Source organism: Streptomyces venezuelae (genome assembly GCF_008642315.1).
GTDB classification, from domain to species: domain Bacteria; phylum Actinomycetota; class Actinomycetes; order Streptomycetales; family Streptomycetaceae; genus Streptomyces; species Streptomyces venezuelae_D.
The window spans coordinates 2136506-2155070 of sequence record NZ_CP029192.1; the positions used below are offsets into that span (position 1 = coordinate 2136506).

Sequence of the window (18565 nt, forward strand, 5' to 3'; positions counted from 1 at the left end):
GCACCATGTTGACCAGGTGTTGACGTGCTGGGCACTCAGGGCGTGGCATATGCGCCACCGACCATTCACATTCGGCCGTGCCCCGTACGGAAGGGCCTCAATCCTCCCGAGCACCGCGCCTGCGGCCTGCCCTCCGCCCCCGGGCCCGTGACCGGACGGGCAACGCCCCCCGCGCCCGCCGGGTACGCCCGGCCGTCACCACGAACGCACAGGTCGGCGGCGTCCGCCCGACGGCTGAACGGGCAGCGGCATCTGCCCTCACTGACGTCCTTCCGTCTCTACGCACCGGCCCGCGCGTGAGACATCGTCGACAAGGTACGAACCAGCGGGGACCGGCACACGGCCGGCACACAGGGGGAACGAGCGGCAGCCGCACCGGCGCATCGCCGGTCCGCCCGCGCACCCTCGCCACCCCTCGAGCCTTGGAGCACAGCAGCATGCCCAACTACCTGTCCCCCGGCGTCTACATCGAGGAAGTCGCCAGCGGTTCGCGCCCCATCGAAGGCGTCGGCACCTCCGTCGCGGCCTTCGTCGGCCTTGCGCCGCGGGGACCGCTCAACGAGCCGACGCTGGTGACCAACTGGTCGCAGTACGTGGCCGCGTTCGGCGAGTTCACGGACGGGTACTACCTGGCGCACTCCGTGTACGGGTTCTTCAACAACGGCGGCAGCGCCGCGTACATCGTCCGCGTCGGCGGCACCGACGCGAGCGAGCCCCAGCAGCAGGCCCCCGCGCAGCAGACGCAGGCGCAGGCCCCCAAGGAGCTCACCGCGGGCGAGCCCGTGGCGCTCGGCGCGTTCACGGTGTCGGCGATCACCGCGGGCACCACGGACGGCGGCGCGCTGACCGTCGAGGTGCAGGACGGCGAGGGCGAGGGCGCCGCCGACCGCTTCAAGCTGATCGTCAAGGACGGCGACAAGGTCGTCGAGAACTTCGACGTCAGCGCGAAGAAGACCGCCCGCAACTACGTGGTCACGCAGGTCAGGCAGCGGTCCAAGACGATCGCCCTGGAGGAGGCCTCCACGGCAGGCGGCCAGCTCGCCAAGCCCGACGCGCAGACCGTGACGCTGGCGCCCCCGGCCCCCGCCACCCCCGCCGTGCCCGCCTCGAACGGCCACGTGTCGCGCGTGGAGACCGCACAGTTCATCGGCGACTCCTCGGACCGCACCGGCTTCGGCGGCCTCGAGGCCCTCGACGAGATCAACATGGTCGCGGTGCCCGACCTGATGGCCGCCTACCAGCAGGGCATCATCGACGAGGAGCAGGTCAAGGCGGTTCAGCTCGGCCTCATCTCGCACTGCGAGCTGATGGGCGACCGGATGGCCATCATCGACCCGCCGCCGTCGCTGAACGCCCGCCAGGTCCGGCAGTGGCGCCAGGAGCTGGCCGGTTACGACTCGCGCTACGCCGCCCTGTACTACCCCTGGATCAAGTCCTTCGACCCGGCGTCCGGTCAGTCGGTGGTCGTGCCGCCGTCCGGCCACATGGCGGGCATCTGGGCGCGCAACGACGCCGAGCGCGGTGTGCACAAGGCGCCGGCCAACGAGATCGTGCGCGGCGCGGTCGACCTGGACCTGCAGATCACCCGCGGCGAGCAGGACCTGCTCAACCCGATCGGCGTGAACTGCATCCGCGCCTTCCCGGGCCGCGGCATCCGCGTCTGGGGCGCGCGCACCATGGCGTCCGACCCGGCCTGGCGCTACCTGAACGTGCGCCGCTACTTCAACTACCTCGAAGAGTCGATCCTCATCGGCACCCAGTGGGTGGTGTTCGAGCCGAACGACCACGCCCTGTGGGCGCGTATCCGCCGCAACGTCTCGGCCTTCCTGGTCAACGAGTGGCGTTCGGGCGCCCTGTTCGGCGCGCGTCCCGAGGACGCCTTCTACGTGAAGTGCGACGAGGAGACCAACCCTCCGGAGTCGGTCGACCTCGGCCGGGTCGTCTGCGAGATCGGCATCGCGCCGGTCAAGCCCGCCGAGTTCGTGGTGTTCCGGCTCGCCCAGTTCTCCGGCGGGGGCGGCGAGCTGGAGGAGTAGCCGCTCCGCGCGCCCCGGCGCGCCCTTCGACCTTCACGTATATCCGCAAGAACGCAACAGGAGTGAACCCCCTTGTCCCTTCAGCCCGGTGATGCGCTCACTACACACAACTTCGGCCTCCAGATCGACGGCGTCATGGTCGAGTACCTGCAGGAGGTCAGCGGCCTCTCGATGGAGCAGGACGTCATCGAGTACCAGCAGGTGTCGGCGGACGGAAAGCCCGTCGTGAAGAAGATGCCCGGCGTGAAGAAGGCCGGCGAGTGCACGGTCACGCGCGGCATGACGCAGAGCCCCGTCTTCAGCGAGTGGATCAACAAGTCCATCGCGGGTGACATGGGTTCGGCGCGCAAGAACGCGACGATCATGATGATGGACTACCAGAACAACCCGGTGAAGCGTTACAACCTGCGCAACGCCTGGTGCAGCAAGGTGGAGACCAGCGGGGTCAAGGCCGGTGACGCCGCCGCGCTGACCGAGCAGGTCACCATCGTCTTCGAAGAGCTGGTCATCGAATAATGCGGCGCGAGGGTCCGGCGGGGCCGGGTGCGGGCACGGTGCCCGGCGCGGTGACGGGCGTCCGCGAACCACTGCGTACGGAATTCGAGTTCGAGTTGCCGCGCGGGTTCGTGGACGAGTCCGGCACCGTGCACCGCAACGGCGCGATGCGGCTCGCGACGGCACGTGACGAACTGGTGCCGTTGCGGGACGTGCGGGTGCGCGAGAACCCCGCCTACCTGTCCGTCGTGCTGCTGGGCCGGGTCATCACCCGGCTCGGCACGCTCGGCTCCGTCCACGACGGCACGGTGGAGAACATGTTCGCCTCCGACCTGGCCTTCCTCCAGGACTTCTACCGGCAGATCAACGCGGAGGGGCACACCCGCGCGGCGGTGGCCTGCCCGCACTGCTCGGAGTCCTTCGAGGTGGAGCTGGCCGGGAGCCGCCTGGGGGAATCGTGACGTACGCGGCCGACCGCATCGAGGAGGAAGTCGCGTACCTCGCCTACCACTTCCACTGGGGCATGGACGACATCCTCGACCTCGAACACGCGGACCGGCGCGCGTACGTGGCGCGGACCGCCACATTGGTGGAGCAGGCGGAGGCGAAGGCGACCGGTCGGTGAGTCGAGGTAAGTGATGGGCTTGTTCAAGTGGCGGCGGGGGTCTCGGGGCGAGGCGGGGGCGTCGGGTACGGAGGCGTCCGGCGCGGAGGTGTCGGGCGCGGGTGCGCCGGGCGGCTCCGAGGCCGGCTCGGCCGGGGCCGCTGCTGCCGAGGGCTCTGCTGAGGTCGGTGCCGGTGCCGGTGGTGGCGGCCGTGGTGGCGGGTGGGCCACCGTGCCGCCGGTCCAGCGTGTGCTCTCGACGCCTCGTACGGTCGCCGAGCAGGGCTTCGGCGCGATGCTCGCCACGCACCAGAACCCGTCTTTCGGCGGGGAGTTGGGGCATGCGGTACGTGCCTCCGCGCCCGGAGGCGTGCTGCACGACGTCCTGACGCCGGTGGCAGGCCGGCCGGGCGACCTCGACCTGCCTTCGCTGCGTCTGCCGGTACGGGGGATGGGCGAGGCCGGCACGGAGGAGCAGGCGTCGCCGTCCGAGGCGGGTGGCGGTGGGGCTGCGGCTCCGTCCGCGAAGGCGCCGGTGCAGCGGTCCGCCGCCGCGCGTCCGCTGTCCGGTCCCGCTCCTGCTCCTGCTCCTGCTCCTGCTCGCACCTCGCCGGGCAGCCCTGCCGTACCCGTCGCGCAGCCGTCGCGTGGGACCCGGCGTTCCCCGCTCGTGTCGGCGGCGCCGGGCGTGGTGCCGCAGCGGCAGCTGTTTCCTGTCGGGGCGGCGCGTACGGCTCCGCCCCCCGTCGCGCCCGGCGTCGGCCCCGACGCTCCGGCCAGCGATGTCCCCGGGCCGGTGCCCGCTGCCGGCCCGGCCTCCCCTGCCGCATCCGCGGCCACGGACCCCGTCGCTGTACGGGCGAAATCCCCCGTTGAGCCCGTACAGCGACGGCCTCGCATACGCCGGGTCCAGCGCGCGCAGCCCGGCACGGGCACGCCGACCGGTGCGCCCGCGTCGACTCCGCCGCAGAGCCCTCCGCCCGCGCCCGCACCGGACGCGCCGGTGACGCCTGTCCAGCGGAAGGCCCCCGCCCCGCAGAAGGCCCCTGTCCAGCGGACCGCGCCCAACAGCCCCGCGCCCGAGCAAACGCCCGCCGCCCCCGCGCCGAGCGGCCCGGCGCCGAAGAGCGCCCCGCACCAGGCCCCCGCCCAGCGGACGACCGGCGACAACGGTCCCGAGCCGAAGGCCCGCCCGCACGAGACCGCAGCGGACGCGCCCGCGACGCGGAGCACCCCGCACCAGCCTCCGGTGCAGCGGACGACCGACGGCAGTCCCGAGCGCACGTCCTCCCCGGCGGTACCGAGCGGCCCGGCTCCGCGGAGCGCCCCGCACCAGGCCCCCGTCCAGCGGACGGCCGGCAACGGTCCCGAGCGCACGACCGCCCCCGCGACGGCGAGCACCCCGGCTCCGAAGACCCGCCCGCAGGAGGCCCCCGTCCAACGGACGGCGAACAGCGCCACCGCGCCCAAGTCCCCGTCCGCACCCGCCCCCTCGGCGAGCGGCCCGGCGCCGAAGAGCGCCCCGCACCAGCCACCCGTCCAGCGGTCGACGAACACCAGCCCGGCGCCCGCTTCCAGGCCCACGACCCCCTCCGCAGCGAGCACCCGCAGTCCGGTCGACGGACCGGGCCCCTCCGCCCAGCGGTCGACAGGCCCCGGCCCCGCCCCGGCCGAGAGCCCGACCACCCCTGCCCAGAAGCCGACGAGCGCGACCCCGGCCCCCACGGCCCCCGTCCAAAAGCGCACCCGCCCCACCCCGGCGACCGACGCCCCGACGCCCCCGTCCCACCAGTCGGCCGGCGCCGGACCCGCACCCACGGCCCCCGGTCGGAGCCACGCCGCCCCCACCCCGGCCAACGGCCCGGCGGCACCCGCCCACAAGCCGACGCCCGCCGACCCGGCACCGAGGCCGACGCCCACGTCCACGTCCACGTCCACCCCGACCGGCACCCCGACGGCCCCCGCCCACACCCCGCCGAACGCCGGCCCCGCACCCACATCTACATCCACCCCCACGGCGAGCGGCCGGCCCCGCCCGCGCCGCACGGCCATCGGCGCCCCCCTGCCCCCGGCCCAGCGGTCCACCGGCGACGCACCCGCGCGGCCCACCACCTCCGCGCCCGCTTCCGCGCCCGCCCCGAAGCCGACGGCCGCCGGACCCACCCCGACGGCCGCCCCCCAGAGCCACCCCGGTCCCACCGGTCCCACCGGCCCCGGCACACCCGTGCCCCCCGTGCAGCGGTCAGCCAACGACGCACCGACCCCGCCGACCGCTCCCACCACCTCAAGCGACCGGACCCGCCCCCGCCGCACCGCCATCGGCGCCCCCCTGCCCCCGGCCCAGCGGTCGGCGAGCGACATGCCCGCCGTGCCCGCCACGCCCACCCCGGCACCGCAGGACCGCACACGCCCGCTCACCGGCCCGTCGGCACCCGCCCAGCCGACGACCAACGCGGCGGCCCCCACCGCGGGCGGCAACGACCGCCCCCGCCGCACCGCCATCGGCGCCCCCCTGCCGCCCGTGCAGCGGTCGGCGAGCAACGCATCCACCCCACCCGCACCGCTCACCACACCCACCTCAGCCCCCGCAGCCGCCCCGAAGCCGACGACCTCCGGCCCCACCCCCACGGCCGTCCCCCAGAACCACCCCCAGCCCACGAGCGGTCCGTCGACGACCGACGCGCCCACCCCCACCACAAGCGGCAACGACCGCCCCCGCCGCACCGCCATCGGCGCGCCCGTCGTCCCCGCCGCCCCCGTCCAGAGGTCGGCGAGCAGCGGGACCGCGCCACTCGCGGGCCCCGGCCGTTCGCCCCAGGGCCCCTCGCACCACACCCCGGCGGGCAGCGCACCGACGACGCCTGCCCCGAAGTCGACGGCAAGCGCCCCCGCCCCCGGGGCAACCGGCGCACCCACGTCCGCACCCGCAACACCCGCATCCGCCCCGAAGCCACACCGGACGCACCACCATCCGCTCCCCGTCGTCCCGATCAACCGCCGCATCGCCCCCGGCAGTCACCGGCCCGCCGCGGAGCAGTACCCCCTCTCCCCCGCCCGTGGCCTGACCCCACACACCACGAGCACGTCGCACACCCCCGCGACGGGGGCTCAGCACCCCCAGGCGGCGCCCGCCCCCGTGCCCCTGCAGAAGTCGGCGAGTCCCGCACCCCACGCCGCCACGCACACGCCCGCGCACAGGAACGGCGGCGTCGCCCCCGTCGTCGTACCCCTCGCGAAGCCCAGCGCTCCCGCGCCCCGTCCCACGCCCGGCTCCACGCAGCGCGTCGTCCGTACCGCGCCCACCCCTGCGCCTCCCGTACAACGACGCGCCGCGCCCGCTCAGCCCGAACCGCAGCCCCGACCGCAGTCACAGGTGTCCATCCCCCTGCAACCCGCCCCGGCCCCGGCCCCCCGGCCCGCCCCCGCGGAGTCCAAGCCGTCCGCTCCGGCGCAGTCCGAGCAAGCCGGTCCCGACCCCGCTGCCGCCTCCTCCGAAGCCGCTGCCCCCGCCGACCTCGACGACCTCGCGCGGCGGCTCCTCGCTCCGCTCTCGCGGCTGCTCCGTGCGGAGTTGCGCAGTGACCGCGAGCGCGTGGGCCGGCTCCGCGACCACGGCCGCTAGCCGACAACCGACCGCGCACAGACCGCCCTTCCGCCACCACCACAGCAAAGAGAAACCATGCCCTCGTCCAAGGACCCCGGTTCCACCGTCTTCTTCAAGCTCACCATCGACGGCCAGGACCTCGGCCTGTTCAACGGGTGCGACGGGCTCTCCTCCGAGGTGGAGGTGGAGCAGCGGCAGGAGGGCGGCAACAACGGGTTCGTCTGGCAGCTGCCGACCCGCGTGACCTTCTCCACGATCCGGCTCACCCGGCCGCTGACCGCCGACACGGCCCGCGTGGCCGCCTGGATCTCGTCCATCGCGACCGGGATCTCGCGGCCGACCGCGCAGATCGCGGCGCTGCGCGCGGACGGTTCCATCGTGGCGCAGTGGGGGCTCGTCGAGGTGCTGCCCGTGCGCTGGCAGGGGCCGAGTCTCAGTCCGGACAGTCCCGCCGTGGCGACGGAGACGCTGGAGATAGCGCACCACGGCTTCACCGACGCGGGAGGTGCCTGAGATGGCCGCGCCGACCGGCGGAAAGGCCGGCGCCAGCCTCGTGCGCGCCGCGCTCGCCATCCACCAGCCGCCCACCGACCTCGGCGGGTCGATGGGCGGGCGGATCGGTGAGGTGGAGTTCCAGTTCAATCCGACGCAGTTGCAGATGGCGCGGTCCGCGGAGTGGCGTACGCAGCGCGCGGTCGCGTACACGCGCGGCGCTCCGCCGAAGTTCACCGGCGCCGCCCCCGCCACCCTCCAGCTGGAGGTGTTCCTCGACTCGTCGGGCACACCCAACTCGGGGAAGGTGCAGAAGCAGGTCGAGCTGCTCCTGTCGTGCTGCGAGGTGACTCCGCAGAGCGTCAGCTCCAAGCGTCCTTCGCCGCCGTGGGTACGGTTCTCGTGGGGGTCGTTCAACACCGTGCAGTTCGTGGCGTACGTGACCAACGTGAGCGCCACGTACACGCTGTTCAACCCGACCGGAGAGCCGATCCGCGCCACGTGCTCGCTCGCGCTGACCGAGGTGTCGATGCCCACCAAGGGGCAGAACCCGACGTCCGGTGCGCTCTCCGCGCGCCGTGTGCACCGCACGGTCGCGGGTGACTCGCTGGCGTCGCTCGCGTGGCGGGAGTACGGGGACGCCACCCGCTGGCGGCTGATCGCCGAGGCCAACGACATCGACGACCCGATGCGGCTGCGGCCCGGCACCGAGCTGCTGCTGCCCGCCGCCGACGAGGCCCGGCCCGGCCCCGTCACCGCCCCCTCGCACGTGGAGTCCTGATGAGTGAGAAGACGTACACGAGCGTCCTGCACGCCGAGATCGGCGGGTTCGTCCTGCCCGACAAGCTCGCCGTGCTGCTCGTGGAGGGCTGGGTGGACGCCAGTGTGAACGTGCCGTCCGCCTTCCAGCTGACCTTCGTCGACGAAGGCGGGGACATCCTGGAGAAGTTCCCGCAGATCAAGGTGGGCGCCAAGGCCGTCCTGTGCCCGTTCACGGACGGCGTGCGCGGCAAACCGATGCTGACCGGTGAGGTCACCGCCCTGGAAGTCGACGCGGACGCCGGCGGCAAGCAGCTCGTCGTGCGCGGCTACGACCCGGGGCACCGGCTGCTCCGCAACCGCCGCGTGAAGGGCTTCCCGAACATGACGGCATCCGACATCGTGCGCCGCGTCGCCGCCGCCAACAAGGTGAAGCTCGGGAAGATCGAGTCGACGCCGACGGTGTACGAACTGGCGACCCAGCCGAACATCACCGACTGGGACTTCCTCTCCCGGCTCGCGCAGGAGAACGACACGCACCTGTCCTTCGACGAGGACGGGAAGCTGTGCTTCGCCAAGCTCGCGCCCGCGTCCGGGGCGCCGTCCGACTCGACACCGGCCGCGCAGAGCCCGTACGTCCTGGAGTTCAGGCACAACGCGCTGCACAGCAGGGTCGCGGTGACGGCGGCGGGCCAGGTCGCGACGGCCGGGGTGCGCGGGTGGGACATGCGGGCCAAGCGCGCCCTGTCCGCGCAGTCCCCCGCTGTCCGCAGCAAGGACATCGTCACCGACATCACGCCCGCGCAGCTGTCGCAGCCGTTCGGGAAGGCGGAGCTGACGGACACCGGGTGGCCGTACACGACGCAGGCGCAGGTCACGCACGCCGCCCGGTCGCTCGCGGACGACGTGGCGGGGTCCTTCGCCGAGGTGGAGGTCGCCGTCACCGGCAATCCCGACCTGCGGCCGGGGCAGCCCGTCGCGCTGAAGGGGGCGGGGTTCCCCTTCGAGGGCAAGTACACGGCGACGGGGGTGCGTCATCTCTTCGAGTCCGGGCGGCCGTTCACGACGTGGCTGACCGTCTCGGGGCGCCAGTTCCGTTCCCTGTACGGCCTCGCCTCGGGCGGCGCGGACGCCGCGCCGCCGATGCCGGGCGTCGCGATGGCGCTGGTCAGCAATGCGAAGGACCCGCTCAGGCTCAACCGCGTGAAGCTGCGTTTCCCGTGGCTCTCGGACACGTACGAGAGCGACTGGTGCCGCATCGCGCAGCTGGGCGGTGTCCGCGGCGGCGGTCTGATGATGCCCGAGGTGGGCGACGAGGTGCTCGTCGCCTTCGACCGGGGATCCCTGGAACACCCCTATGTGCTGGCCGGGTTGTACAACGGCCGGGACAAGCCGACGCCCAACACGGACGGGCTGCAGCCGATCGACCCGACCAGCGGCCGGGTCAACTGGCGTTCCGTCTCCTCGCGCAGCGGCCACACCATGGAGCTCGTGGACGCCAAGTCCCGTATGAAGAGCGGCATCCGGCTGCAGACGGGCAACGGCCGCCTCACCGTCCACATGGACGAGACGCGGACCAGTGTGACCATCCGCAGTGACGGCACGGTGTCCATCTCCGGCACCCGCAACGTCAGCATCAGGGCGGGCGGCAACCTGTCGCTGACCGCGGGCGGTTCGCTGACGATGAGTGCGGGCGGCGCGGTCGACATCAAGGCGGGCGCCAAGTTCGGCGTCAACGCGGGCGGCATGGCGGACATCAACGCGACCGGCGTCGTCAGCCTCAAGTCGGCGGGCGCCGTCGCCGTGAACGCGGTCGGCGCGGTCTCCGTCACCGCGGCGGGCGCCGTGGCCGTCAACGCGGGGGCGGCAGCGGCGATCACGTCGCCCGCGACCGTCGCGCTGACCGCACCCGCGGTGCTGCGCAATGGCATTCCTTTCTAGCGTCGAGTCCAGGGTCGAGGGGGCCACTGATCATGAGTGAGCAGTTCGTCGGTGCGGGCTGGACGTTTCCGCTGCGCATCAACGCGGGCGGCGGCATCGCGCTGGCCCGGCGCGAGCGCGAGATCGAGGAGTCGATCCGTCTCGTGCTCGCCACCGCGCCGGGCGAGCGCCCGATGCGGCCCGAATTCGGCTGCGCCGTGCACGACATGGTGTTCGCGCCGGTCAACGAGGCGACGGCGGGGCGGATCCGGTACGAGGTGCGGTCCTCGCTCGACCGCTGGGAGCCGCGGATCGACGTCCTGGACGTCGAGGTCAGTCCGGCCCCCGACGACCCGTCCGTCCTGTTCATCGACGTGAGCTACACCGTGCGCGGCACCAACAATCCGCGCAGTCTCGTCTTTCCCTTCTACGTGATCCCGTCCACGGAATCAGAGAGCGGAGTCTGAAGTCCGATGGCCCTGCCCGCACCCCACCTCGACGACCGGCGCTTCCAGCAGTTCGTCGACGACGCCAAGCGCTACATCCAGCAGCGCTGCCCGGAGTGGACCGATCACAACGTCTCCGACCCGGGCGTCACCCTCGTCGAGGCCGTCGCGCACATGGCCGACCAGATCGTGTACCGGCTCAACCGCGTGCCGGAGAAGAACCACCTGGCCTTCCTCGACCTGCTCGGCGTCACCCTCTTCCCGCCCTCGTCGGCCCGCGCGGACGTCACGTTCTGGCTCTCCGCGCCGCAGCCCGAGCCGGTGGTGCTGCCCACGGGCACGGAGGTCGCGACCAGCCGCACCGAGACCGAGGAGGCGGTGGCCTTCGCCACCGAGGCGGATCTGACCGTGGTGCCCTGCGAGCTGTCGGCCGTGCTGCGGCAGGAGGACGGCAGCACGCCGCAGGACTGCGGGCAGGACATCTTCGGCGGGCGTGACGTGGCGGTCTTCGCGGAGTCGCCGCGGCCCGGCGACACGCTGCTCTTCGGGCTCAGCGCGGCGGTGCCGCGGTGTGCGGCGGTGCTCCAGCTCGACAGCCGCGTGGACGGCGTGGGCGTCGACCCGCGGCAGCCGCCGCTGGTGTGGGAGGCGTGGACCGCCGAAGGCTGGACCGAGTGCGAGGTGGACGAGGACTCCACCGGTGGCCTCAACCGGCCCGGCGACGTCGTGCTGCACATCCCGGCCGGGCACATCGTCTCGCGCATCGGACGGCAGGACGCGGGCTGGCTGCGCTGCCGGGTCACCGAGGCGGCGAAGGGCCAGCCGTTCTACAGCGCGTCGCCGACCGTGCGGTCCGCCGCCGCGTTCACCATCGGCGGCACGACGGGTGTCGCGCACGCGGACGTCATACGCGACGAACTCCTCGGCGACTCCACGGGCGTGCCCGGACAGCGCGTCCGGCTCGCCCAGGCTCCGGTGGTCGCCGACCGGCCGCCGCTGGTCCTGGAGGTCTCCGACGGCGAGGGGTCGGGCTGGGCCGAGTGGCAGGTCGTCGACGACTTCGCCTCCTCCGGCCCTTACGACCCGCACATCACCCTTGACGCGGCGACCGGCGAGATCGCGTTCGGCCCCGCGGTGCGCGAACCGGACGGCTCCCTGCGGCAGTTCGGCGCCGTCCCGCAGAAGGGCGCGGCGATCCGCGCCACCCGCTACCGCACGGGCGGCGGCCGCACGGGCAACGTGGCGCGCGGCGCCATCCAGGTCCTGCGCAGCTCCATCCCGTACGTCGCCCGCGTGGAGAACCGCGAGGCGGCGCGCGGCGGAGTGGACGGCGAGACGGTCGAGGAGGCGAAGGTCCGCGCGCCGATCGCGCTGCGCGCGCAGGAGCGGGCCGTGACGGCGCGCGACTACGAGGAGCTGGCCCGGCGGGCCGCGCCCGAGACGGCGCGCATCCACTGCCTGGCCGCGGACTCCGCCGAGGCAGGGGAGAACGCCGTCCGGGTCCTCGTCGTCCCCCAGGCGGTGCCGGACCGGGGCGGGCGGCTCCGCTTCGAGCAGCTGGTGCCCGGTGAGGAACTCCTCTCCCGCGTCACCTCGTTCCTCGACGACCGCCGCCCCCTCGGCACGCGCCTCTCGGTCGGCCCGCCCTACTACCAGGGCGTCACCGTGGTCGCCACGCTCCACTCGTTCCGCGCGGCCCACGCCGAACGCGTACGCTCCGAGGCGCTCGACGCCCTCTACGCCTACCTCGACCCGCTGAGCGGCGGCGCCCACCGCGAGGGCTGGCCGTTCGGCCGCCCGCTGCGCGCGGGCGAGATCTTCGCCGCGCTGCAGCGGGTGCCGGGCGTGGAGCTCGTCGACGAGGTGCTCCTGCACCCCGCCGACCCGCTGACGGGCCGCAGGGGCGACGCCACGGACCGCATCGAACTGGCCCCCTCGGCCCTCCTGTTCCCCTTCGACCACCGCGTCCGCGTCATCGAGGCACGATGACGACCGACGAGAACCAGGCGAACAACTCCCCGGAGCCCGAGGGCGCTCCGGAGGCGGCTCCCGCTCCCACGCCCGGTTTCGGCCCGGCGACCCCCGTCCCGCACACCTCCGGAACGAACCCCTACTCCGACGCGGGCCACGCGTCCGCCCCGAACCCGTACGCCACGCCGAGCCCCGCCGCCTCCGGGGCGAACCCGTACGCCACTCCGGCCCCCGGCTCCTCCGAACCGAACCCGTACGCGACTCCGAGCCCGACCTCCCCCGAGGCGGACCCGGCTCCCACCCCCGAACCTGAGCCCGAACCCCGCCCCGAACCGGAGCCCGCTCCCAAGGCGACCCGCGCCCCCGCCAAGGGGCGCCGTGCCGCGCGAGCGTCCGACGGCGCCGCCGAGCAGCCCGCGAAGGCCGGCACCGGTGACGCGGGCGCGAAAGCGAGCGCTCCGGGGGCGTCCGTCACCTTGGGCGGTATGCGTGCGTCCTGGGTGAAGTCCGAGGTCACGGGTGCTTACGCCGCCCAGGCGGGGCACTCGCCGGAAGCGGCCGGTGGGGCCGGGGGCGGCGGTGACCGTCACGGGCCCGGGGGCGGCAGTGACGGAGGGGACGGCGGCGACGGAGGAGACAGCCACGGTGACGGCCAGGCTTCCCGGCGGGGGTCCCTGCCCGGGCTCGGGTCCGCGCACCCCATCGGGGACCAGCTGCCCGCCGTCTTCGCCGACGACGACTTCATCCTGCGCTTCGTCTCCGGACTCGACGTCGTCCTCGCTCCGGTCTTCGCCGTACTGGACAGCCTGGAGGCGTACTTCACGCCGTCCCTGACGCCCGAGGACTTCCTCGACTGGCTGACGGACTGGGTCGGTACGGAGCTCGACGGCACCGAGCCGCTGGCCACGCGCCGTCACGCCGTCGCCTCCGCCGTCGACCTGCACCGGGTCCGCGGCACCCGGCGCGGTCTGGCCGCCGCCGTCGAACTCGCCTTCGGCGTCCGCCCGGAGATCGCCGAGAGCGGCGGCGCGACCTGGTCCGCACGCCCGCTGGGCGCCTTCCCCGGCACCCCGCGCCCCGCCCTGCACGTCACCTTGCGTGTCCACGATCCCGCTTCCGTGGACACGCACCGCCTGCGGGCCGTCGTCGCGGCGGCCCGCCCCGCCCACCTCCCCTTCACGGCCGAGGTGACAGCCACGCCTTTCCCTGAAGGGACCTAGAGATGCCCGACCAGCCCGAGACGGACGCCATGCAGAACTCACCCGCCAACACGACGCCGTGCCCCGAGTGCGGCACCCCGGCCCGCCAGCACGGCCAGTCCTTCTGCGACTCGTGCGGGGCCTTCCTCCGCTGGGACACCCCGGCCGGCACCTCGGGCCCCGCCCGCCCGGGCAACGCGCCGACCGCGGACGGTCCCGCCGCGCCACAGACCCCGGCCGACCCGCGCGTCGATCCCCGTGTCGCTCCCCCCACCGGGTCCGGCGCGGGCGCCGGTTCGACCGACACCACCGTCCCGCTCCCCTCCACCGGCCCCGAGAGCCGCCCCGCGGAGCCGCCCGCCGGACCGCCCCGGCCCTCCGACACGGCCATCCGGTCCCTGCTCGTGCCCGTGCCCGAGGGCTCCGAGCCCGTGGCACCGGAGACGCCGGGCAGCGTGCTGCCGGGCAGGCCCGAGGCGGCACGGCCGCGCGTACGCCAGGCCGCCGTGCCCGTCGAGCCCGAGTCGGGCCCGCCGTGCCCGAGCTGCGGTACGCCCAACGCTCCCCGCCGCCACTTCTGCCGCAGCTGCGCGAACCCGCTCAAGGACCACGCGGCCCCGGCCGCCGAGGGCCCGTACGCGGGACAGCGTCCGCGGCTCCACCGCGACCGCACCCGCTGGATAGCGCGGGCCGTGGGCATCGCGGTGGTCGTCGGCCTGATCGTGGGCGGGATCTTCGGCGGGCCACCGGCCGCGCGGGCCGTGCAGGACCACTTCGCGAAGCGGGTCCCCGTCCACCCCAACGACTACAGCGCCTCGCACGCCTCCCCCAGGCAGGCCGCCAAGCTCGCCTTCGACGGCTACAGCAACACCTGGTGGGGCACCGGCTACTCCGGGGACTCGGCGGGCCAGTGGATCCAGGCCGACTTCGGCCAGCCCACCGACCTGCTCAACCTCCTTATCACGCCCGGCACTTCGTCGCGCAGCGCGCAGGCCGCCGAACAGGCACGGCCGATGGAGTTCGACATCGTGGTCAACGACTCGGCGGGCAAGGAGCACGTGATGCACCGCCGCATCAACGACGGCGGTGTGCAGAAGCTCGACGTACGCGTACGGGACGCGGTGAACGCGCGGCTGATCCTGCGTTCCGCGTACGGCACCGGCAAGAAGCGCCAAGTGGCCATCGCCGAGCTGGAGTTCTTCGGCCGGTCCACGGGCGGACAGTAGTCGGCCCGGGGTCGTCGTCGGACGGCCCCGGACCTCGCCTCCTGCGGGTCAGACCCGGTCTGCGGCGATCAGCACGTACTGGAACGAGCCGTCCCTGTACGAGTTGATGAACGCCTCCTCGATGCCGGTGACCAGCGAGGACGTCGCCCGCAGCTCCCAGTAGGGCAGCGTCGCGTCCGTCAGGTCGACGATGGCCTGCGGCACGAGCCGGTTGTCGGCCATGGCCTTCAGGTACTCCCTGCGGGAGTGGATGTTGCACTCGAAGTGCGCGTTGATCTGCGAGACCCACTTCGAGGGCTGGCCGTACCGCGGGTTCCAGCAGCCGGTGATGGTCACGTAGCGGCCGCCGGGCGCGAGGATGCGGGAGTGCTCGGCGAAGAGGTCGTCCAGATCGACGTACATGCTGGACTCGTTGTTCCACGAGGCCTTGGCCTGGCCCGTCTCGAACGGCGTGTCCAGCATGTTGCACACGCGGGCGTGGACGTAGTCCTCCATGCCGAGTTCGCGGGCGCGCCGGTTGGCGAAGTCGGCCTGCTTGGCGGAGAGCGTGACGCCCTCGGCCCGGCAGCCGAACCGTTGGTGGGCCATGACCAGCGAGCCGCCGCGCCCGCACCCCGCGTCGACGACCGTGTCGTCGCGCCCGACGGGTCCGAGCTGGTCGAGGAGCACATCGGTCTGCGCCGACTCCAGGCGGTGGAGTTCGGCGATCAGCCGCTTCTCGTACCCGCTGTCGGCGGTGTCCCCCAGCGCGTCCTGGTCGACGTCCCCGACGCCGTAGTGATGGTGGTAGAGCCCGTCGACGTCGCCGAGGCGCAGGTTCACCGGCCTGGCCTCCCCGTCCCAGTAGCGGGCGATGTCCCCTTGGTAGGGGGATGCCGGAGCGGGGATGGACAGGGACGTGCCGTTGGCGAGATCAGTGCTGGTCACAGTGGTGTCGGCTCCTCTTACCAGAAGTCGGGCAGGCTGTATCGGTAGGTGTTGGTCTGATGCCAGTAGTGGTTGCCGTCGACCCATACGGCGACTCCCCGCAGGAAGCGCAGCACGCTCGGGACGGGGCAGGCCGCGGCCAGGGCGGCCGCTTCCGCCTCGAAGGCGTGCATCAGGTCGTTGTGGACCTCGACCCCCTTCAGGTAGGCGTCCCGGTCGGAGACGCCCTCCCGTTCGGCGATCACTACGGGCAGGTTCAGATGACGGCCGGGGCTGTCGAGTTCCTTGGTGTACGAGTACAGGTCGTTCACCACGGTGGTGGCGTTGCCCGCGAGGGCGATGACCCGCTGCATGGCCGCCAGGGCGTGGAGGTCGGCCGGCAGTTCATAGCCACCGACGGTGTCGGTGATGGTGGGGCAGGGGCGGAAGTTGTTGAACTGGCGCATCGCCAGGTACTCCCACACCTCGGGCACGTGGTCGGTCTCGGACCACGCGGCCTCGGCGAGATAGCCCAGGTGCAGGCGGGCCATGTCGTGCCGGAAGCGGTCGGCCTGCGAGGGCGAGGCGTGCTGGAGGAAGTACGCCATGGCGGAGCGGTAGGCGCGGCGCGGTGCGTCCGCCTTCAGTGACTCACGCCATGCCGGTTCGTACTCCTCCGTCGTGTGCAGGTCGTCGAGGGCCGTGTGGGCGAGCAGCAGGCGGCTGCCGAGGCCGACGGGCGAGCCGCCGTGGTCCTCGCAGTAGCAGTCGTCGACCGCGTTCTCGGCGACCATCAGCCGGGTGGCGACCATCAGGTGGTCGACGGAGGGGGCGTCCGGGTGGCAGGCGACCATGTAGCGCCCGACGGAGAAGCCGTCGAACTGGTCCTCCCACTCGGGCGGGAACGCCTGGACCTCGTCCACGGCCCACGCCTTGATCCGCCGACTGACCTCGGCGACCCGTGCCGGATCGGGTTCCGGCACGGCGTGGTGATAGAGCCCTGGGATCGGTGTCCCCTCGGCCGGTACGGCCGGTACGGCGAGTTCCGCCGGTCCTACCGGTCCCGCCGCTTCCGCAGGTTTCGTCGGTTCCGCCGGTTCCGCCGGTTCCGGCAGCGCGACCGGTTCCGCCGGGCTCGCGGTCTCAACCGGTACCGCGCCCAGGTGCAGCCCCGCCGTGCCCAGGCCGCTCGGGCCGCGCAGAATCCTTTCGAGGGCGGGGTTCGGATGCAGGGTGGGCAGCCCGGGATCGGGCATCCGTAGCTCCTTCATGAGGTGAGGTGACGGGGCGGCCCTAGTCGCGCCTGCGGCCGATCTGCACGTTCTCCAGGACGCCCAGCGCGTCGGGCAGCAGCACAGCCGCCGAGTAGTACGCGGTGACCAGGTACGAGATGATCGCCTGCTCGCTCATGCCCATGAAGCGCACCGAGAGGCCCGGCTCGTACTCCTCCGGGAGCCCGGTCTGGTGCAGCCCGATCACGCCCTGGTTGTCCTCGCCCGTACGCATCGCAAGGATCGAGCTGGTGTTGTCCTCGGTGATGGGGATCTTGTTGCACGGCAGAATCGGTACGCCGCGCCAGGCGGGAACCTGCTGGCCGCCGAGGTCGACGTTGTCCGGGTAGACCCCGTAGGCGTTGAAGCCCCAGCCGATCGCCGCGATGGTCCTGGGGTGGGCCAGGAAGAACTTGGTGCCGCGCCGACGGCAGAGCAGGTCGTCGAGGTCGTCCGGCGTGGGCGCGCCGGAGTGGGGCTGGATGCGCTGCTTGAAGGCCGCGTTGTGGAGCAGACCGAACTCACGGTTGTTGATCAGCTCGTGCTCCTGGCGCTCGCGCAGCGCCTCGACGGTGAGCCTCAGCTGTTCCTCGGTCTGGTTCATCGGGCCGTTGTAGAGGTCGGCGACCCTCGTGTGGACCCGCAGGACGGTCTGCGCGACGGAGAGTTCGTACTCCCTCGGGTGCGCTTCGTAGTCCACGAAGGCGCCCGGCAGCTTCGCCTCGCCGACGTGCCCCGCCGACATCGCGATCTCGGCCTCGCCGTGCCGCGTCTGCCGGGGCACGGACCGCGAGGTGAACTCCCGCACATGCGCACGCAGGCTCGGCGCGGAGGACATCAGGGCCGCGAAGTCGGAGCGGGACAGGGTCAGCAGCGTGCCGGAGGTCGCGGCGGTGGCGGTGAAGTCCCACCGCGCGCCCTCGTCAAGCAGCGCGTCGTCACCGAACCGGCCTCCGTCCGCAAGTACGGCGACGGCCACCTCGTCGCCGTACTTGCCGACGGAGGTCTGGTTGATCCGGCCGTGCGCGATCAGGTGGATGTGCTCGGCCGGGGCGCCGCGCTCGACCAGCACCTCACCCGCGCGGAAGTCGCGCTGCACGAACCGGTCGGCGATCGCCGACAGCACCTCGTCGTCGTCGAAGCCGCGCAGCAGGGCCAGCTCGCCCAGCTCTCTGGGCACCACCCGGACGTCGGCACCGTCCTGCAGGAACTCGATGCACCCGTCGCCGACGGTGTAGGTCAGCCGCCGGTTCACCCGGTAGGTGCCGCCCTTGGTCTCCACCCACGGCAGCATCCGCAGCAGCCACCGCGAGGTGATCTCCTGCATCTGGGGGGCGGACTTGGTCGTGGTGGCGAGGTTGCGGGCGGCCTCGGTGCTCAGGCTGGTCCGCGGTGCAGGCTCCAGCCGCTCTTCCGGGCTGGTGTCAACGCTCATCGGGGCGAGCTCTCCTTTGCGACGTGAGAGACATGAGGAGGCATACGGTGAAACGTGGGCGAATCCGGGAAAGCGCCCGGATCCGTTGGGAACGCTAACCGCCGGTTCGCCCAACTCGCCTGGATTTGCTGCCTGGTTACCCCGATGCAGCGATCTTGCCGCCCTTCAGGTTTATTCGACCTCCCACCGGTGCACCGACCT

General features: G+C 73.0%; 15 protein-coding genes. 12 read left to right on the top strand and 3 right to left on the bottom strand.

Going from position 1 to position 18565, the window contains the following annotated elements; all coding sequences use genetic code 11:
• The first annotated feature begins 437 nt into the window (after positions 1–437).
• From DEJ48_RS08945 to DEJ48_RS08995, 12 genes are all read left to right on the top strand, one after another.
• Entirely contained in the window at positions 438–2036 is a 1599-nt protein-coding gene (locus DEJ48_RS08945; protein WP_150215650.1) for a phage tail sheath family protein, read from the top strand.
• Between the two features lie 72 nt (positions 2037–2108).
• On the top strand, positions 2109–2552 hold the full coding sequence (locus tag DEJ48_RS08950) for a phage tail protein (RefSeq protein ID WP_125515614.1): 444 nt from the start codon (positions 2109–2111) through the stop codon (positions 2550–2552).
• The gene (locus tag DEJ48_RS08955; protein WP_150215651.1) at positions 2552–2992 is read left to right on the top strand and encodes a hypothetical protein; all 441 of its coding nucleotides are present in this window, start codon (positions 2552–2554) and stop codon (positions 2990–2992) included. The genes DEJ48_RS08950 and DEJ48_RS08955 overlap by 1 nt, the downstream gene beginning before the upstream one ends.
• On the top strand, positions 2989–3156 hold the full coding sequence (locus DEJ48_RS39650; protein ID WP_165283553.1) for a DUF6760 family protein: 168 nt from the start codon (positions 2989–2991) through the stop codon (positions 3154–3156). Before DEJ48_RS08955 ends, DEJ48_RS39650 begins: the two co-directional genes overlap by 4 nt.
• A gap of 2212 nt (positions 3157–5368) precedes the next feature.
• On the top strand, positions 5369–6757 hold the full coding sequence (locus tag DEJ48_RS08960; protein ID WP_150215652.1) for a hypothetical protein: 1389 nt from the start codon (positions 5369–5371) through the stop codon (positions 6755–6757).
• 57 nt (positions 6758–6814) lie between these two features.
• Positions 6815–7252 carry a phage tail protein gene (locus tag DEJ48_RS08965; protein WP_150215653.1) on the top strand — a complete coding sequence of 146 codons (438 nt, stop codon included), beginning with the start codon at positions 6815–6817 and terminating at the stop codon, positions 7250–7252.
• Position 7253: 1 nt separating this feature from the next.
• Complete coding sequence (locus DEJ48_RS08970) at positions 7254–8012, top strand: LysM peptidoglycan-binding domain-containing protein (RefSeq protein ID WP_150215654.1); 759 nt, start codon at positions 7254–7256, stop codon at positions 8010–8012.
• A complete protein-coding gene (locus DEJ48_RS08975; protein WP_150215655.1) occupies positions 8012–9931 on the top strand; it encodes a VgrG-related protein in 1920 nt (639 codons plus the stop codon). Before DEJ48_RS08970 ends, DEJ48_RS08975 begins: the two co-directional genes overlap by 1 nt.
• A gap of 32 nt (positions 9932–9963) precedes the next feature.
• On the top strand, positions 9964–10377 hold the full coding sequence (locus DEJ48_RS08980) for a GPW/gp25 family protein (RefSeq protein WP_150173253.1): 414 nt from the start codon (positions 9964–9966) through the stop codon (positions 10375–10377).
• 6 nt (positions 10378–10383) lie between these two features.
• Positions 10384–12345: a putative baseplate assembly protein gene (locus tag DEJ48_RS08985; protein WP_150215656.1), complete on the top strand. Its 1962-nt coding sequence runs from the start codon at positions 10384–10386 to the stop codon at positions 12343–12345.
• 656 nt (positions 12346–13001) lie between these two features.
• The gene (locus DEJ48_RS08990; RefSeq protein WP_223832450.1) at positions 13002–13547 is read left to right on the top strand and encodes a phage tail protein; all 546 of its coding nucleotides are present in this window, start codon (positions 13002–13004) and stop codon (positions 13545–13547) included.
• A gap of 2 nt (positions 13548–13549) precedes the next feature.
• Positions 13550–14752, top strand: a complete 1203-nt coding sequence (locus DEJ48_RS08995) for a discoidin domain-containing protein (protein ID WP_150215657.1) — start codon at positions 13550–13552, stop codon at positions 14750–14752.
• 48 nt (positions 14753–14800) lie between these two features.
• Here the strand turns inward: DEJ48_RS08995 and DEJ48_RS09000 are convergent, their stop codons facing one another.
• Genes DEJ48_RS09000 through DEJ48_RS09010 form a run of 3 tightly spaced genes read right to left on the bottom strand, consistent with a single transcriptional unit; the run spans position 14801 to position 18364 of the window.
• Positions 14801–15679: a geranyl diphosphate 2-C-methyltransferase gene (locus tag DEJ48_RS09000; protein WP_223831967.1), complete on the bottom strand. Its 879-nt coding sequence runs from the start codon at positions 15677–15679 to the stop codon at positions 14801–14803.
• Between the two features lie 17 nt (positions 15680–15696).
• A complete protein-coding gene (locus tag DEJ48_RS09005; RefSeq protein WP_223831968.1) occupies positions 15697–16929 on the bottom strand; it encodes a family 2 encapsulin nanocompartment cargo protein terpene cyclase in 1233 nt (410 codons plus the stop codon).
• 22 nt (positions 16930–16951) lie between these two features.
• Positions 16952–18364 (bottom strand): family 2B encapsulin nanocompartment shell protein, encoded by a 1413-nt coding sequence (locus DEJ48_RS09010; protein ID WP_150215659.1) that lies wholly within the window; start codon positions 18362–18364, stop codon positions 16952–16954.
• Between the last annotated feature and the right edge of the window lie 201 nt (positions 18365–18565).

Bases quoted from the DNA above. Each gene is read 5' to 3' on its own strand.
- DEJ48_RS08945 (WP_150215650.1), top strand. From the start codon at position 438: ATGCCCAACTACCTGTCCCCCGGCGTCTACATCGAGGAAGTCGCCAGC.
- DEJ48_RS08955 (WP_150215651.1), top strand. From the start codon at position 2,552: ATGCGGCGCGAGGGTCCGGCGGGGCCGGGTGCGGGCACGGTGCCCGGC.
- DEJ48_RS08965 (WP_150215653.1), top strand. From the start codon at position 6,815: ATGCCCTCGTCCAAGGACCCCGGTTCCACCGTCTTCTTCAAGCTCACC.
- DEJ48_RS08970 (WP_150215654.1), top strand. From the start codon at position 7,254: ATGGCCGCGCCGACCGGCGGAAAGGCCGGCGCCAGCCTCGTGCGCGCC.
- DEJ48_RS08975 (WP_150215655.1), top strand. From the start codon at position 8,012: ATGAGTGAGAAGACGTACACGAGCGTCCTGCACGCCGAGATCGGCGGG.
- DEJ48_RS08980 (WP_150173253.1), top strand. From the start codon at position 9,964: ATGAGTGAGCAGTTCGTCGGTGCGGGCTGGACGTTTCCGCTGCGCATC.
- DEJ48_RS08985 (WP_150215656.1), top strand. From the start codon at position 10,384: ATGGCCCTGCCCGCACCCCACCTCGACGACCGGCGCTTCCAGCAGTTC.
- DEJ48_RS08995 (WP_150215657.1), top strand. From the start codon at position 13,550: ATGCCCGACCAGCCCGAGACGGACGCCATGCAGAACTCACCCGCCAAC.
- DEJ48_RS09005 (WP_223831968.1), bottom strand. From the start codon at position 16,929: ATGAAGGAGCTACGGATGCCCGATCCCGGGCTGCCCACCCTGCATCCG.
- DEJ48_RS09010 (WP_150215659.1), bottom strand. From the start codon at position 18,364: ATGAGCGTTGACACCAGCCCGGAAGAGCGGCTGGAGCCTGCACCGCGG.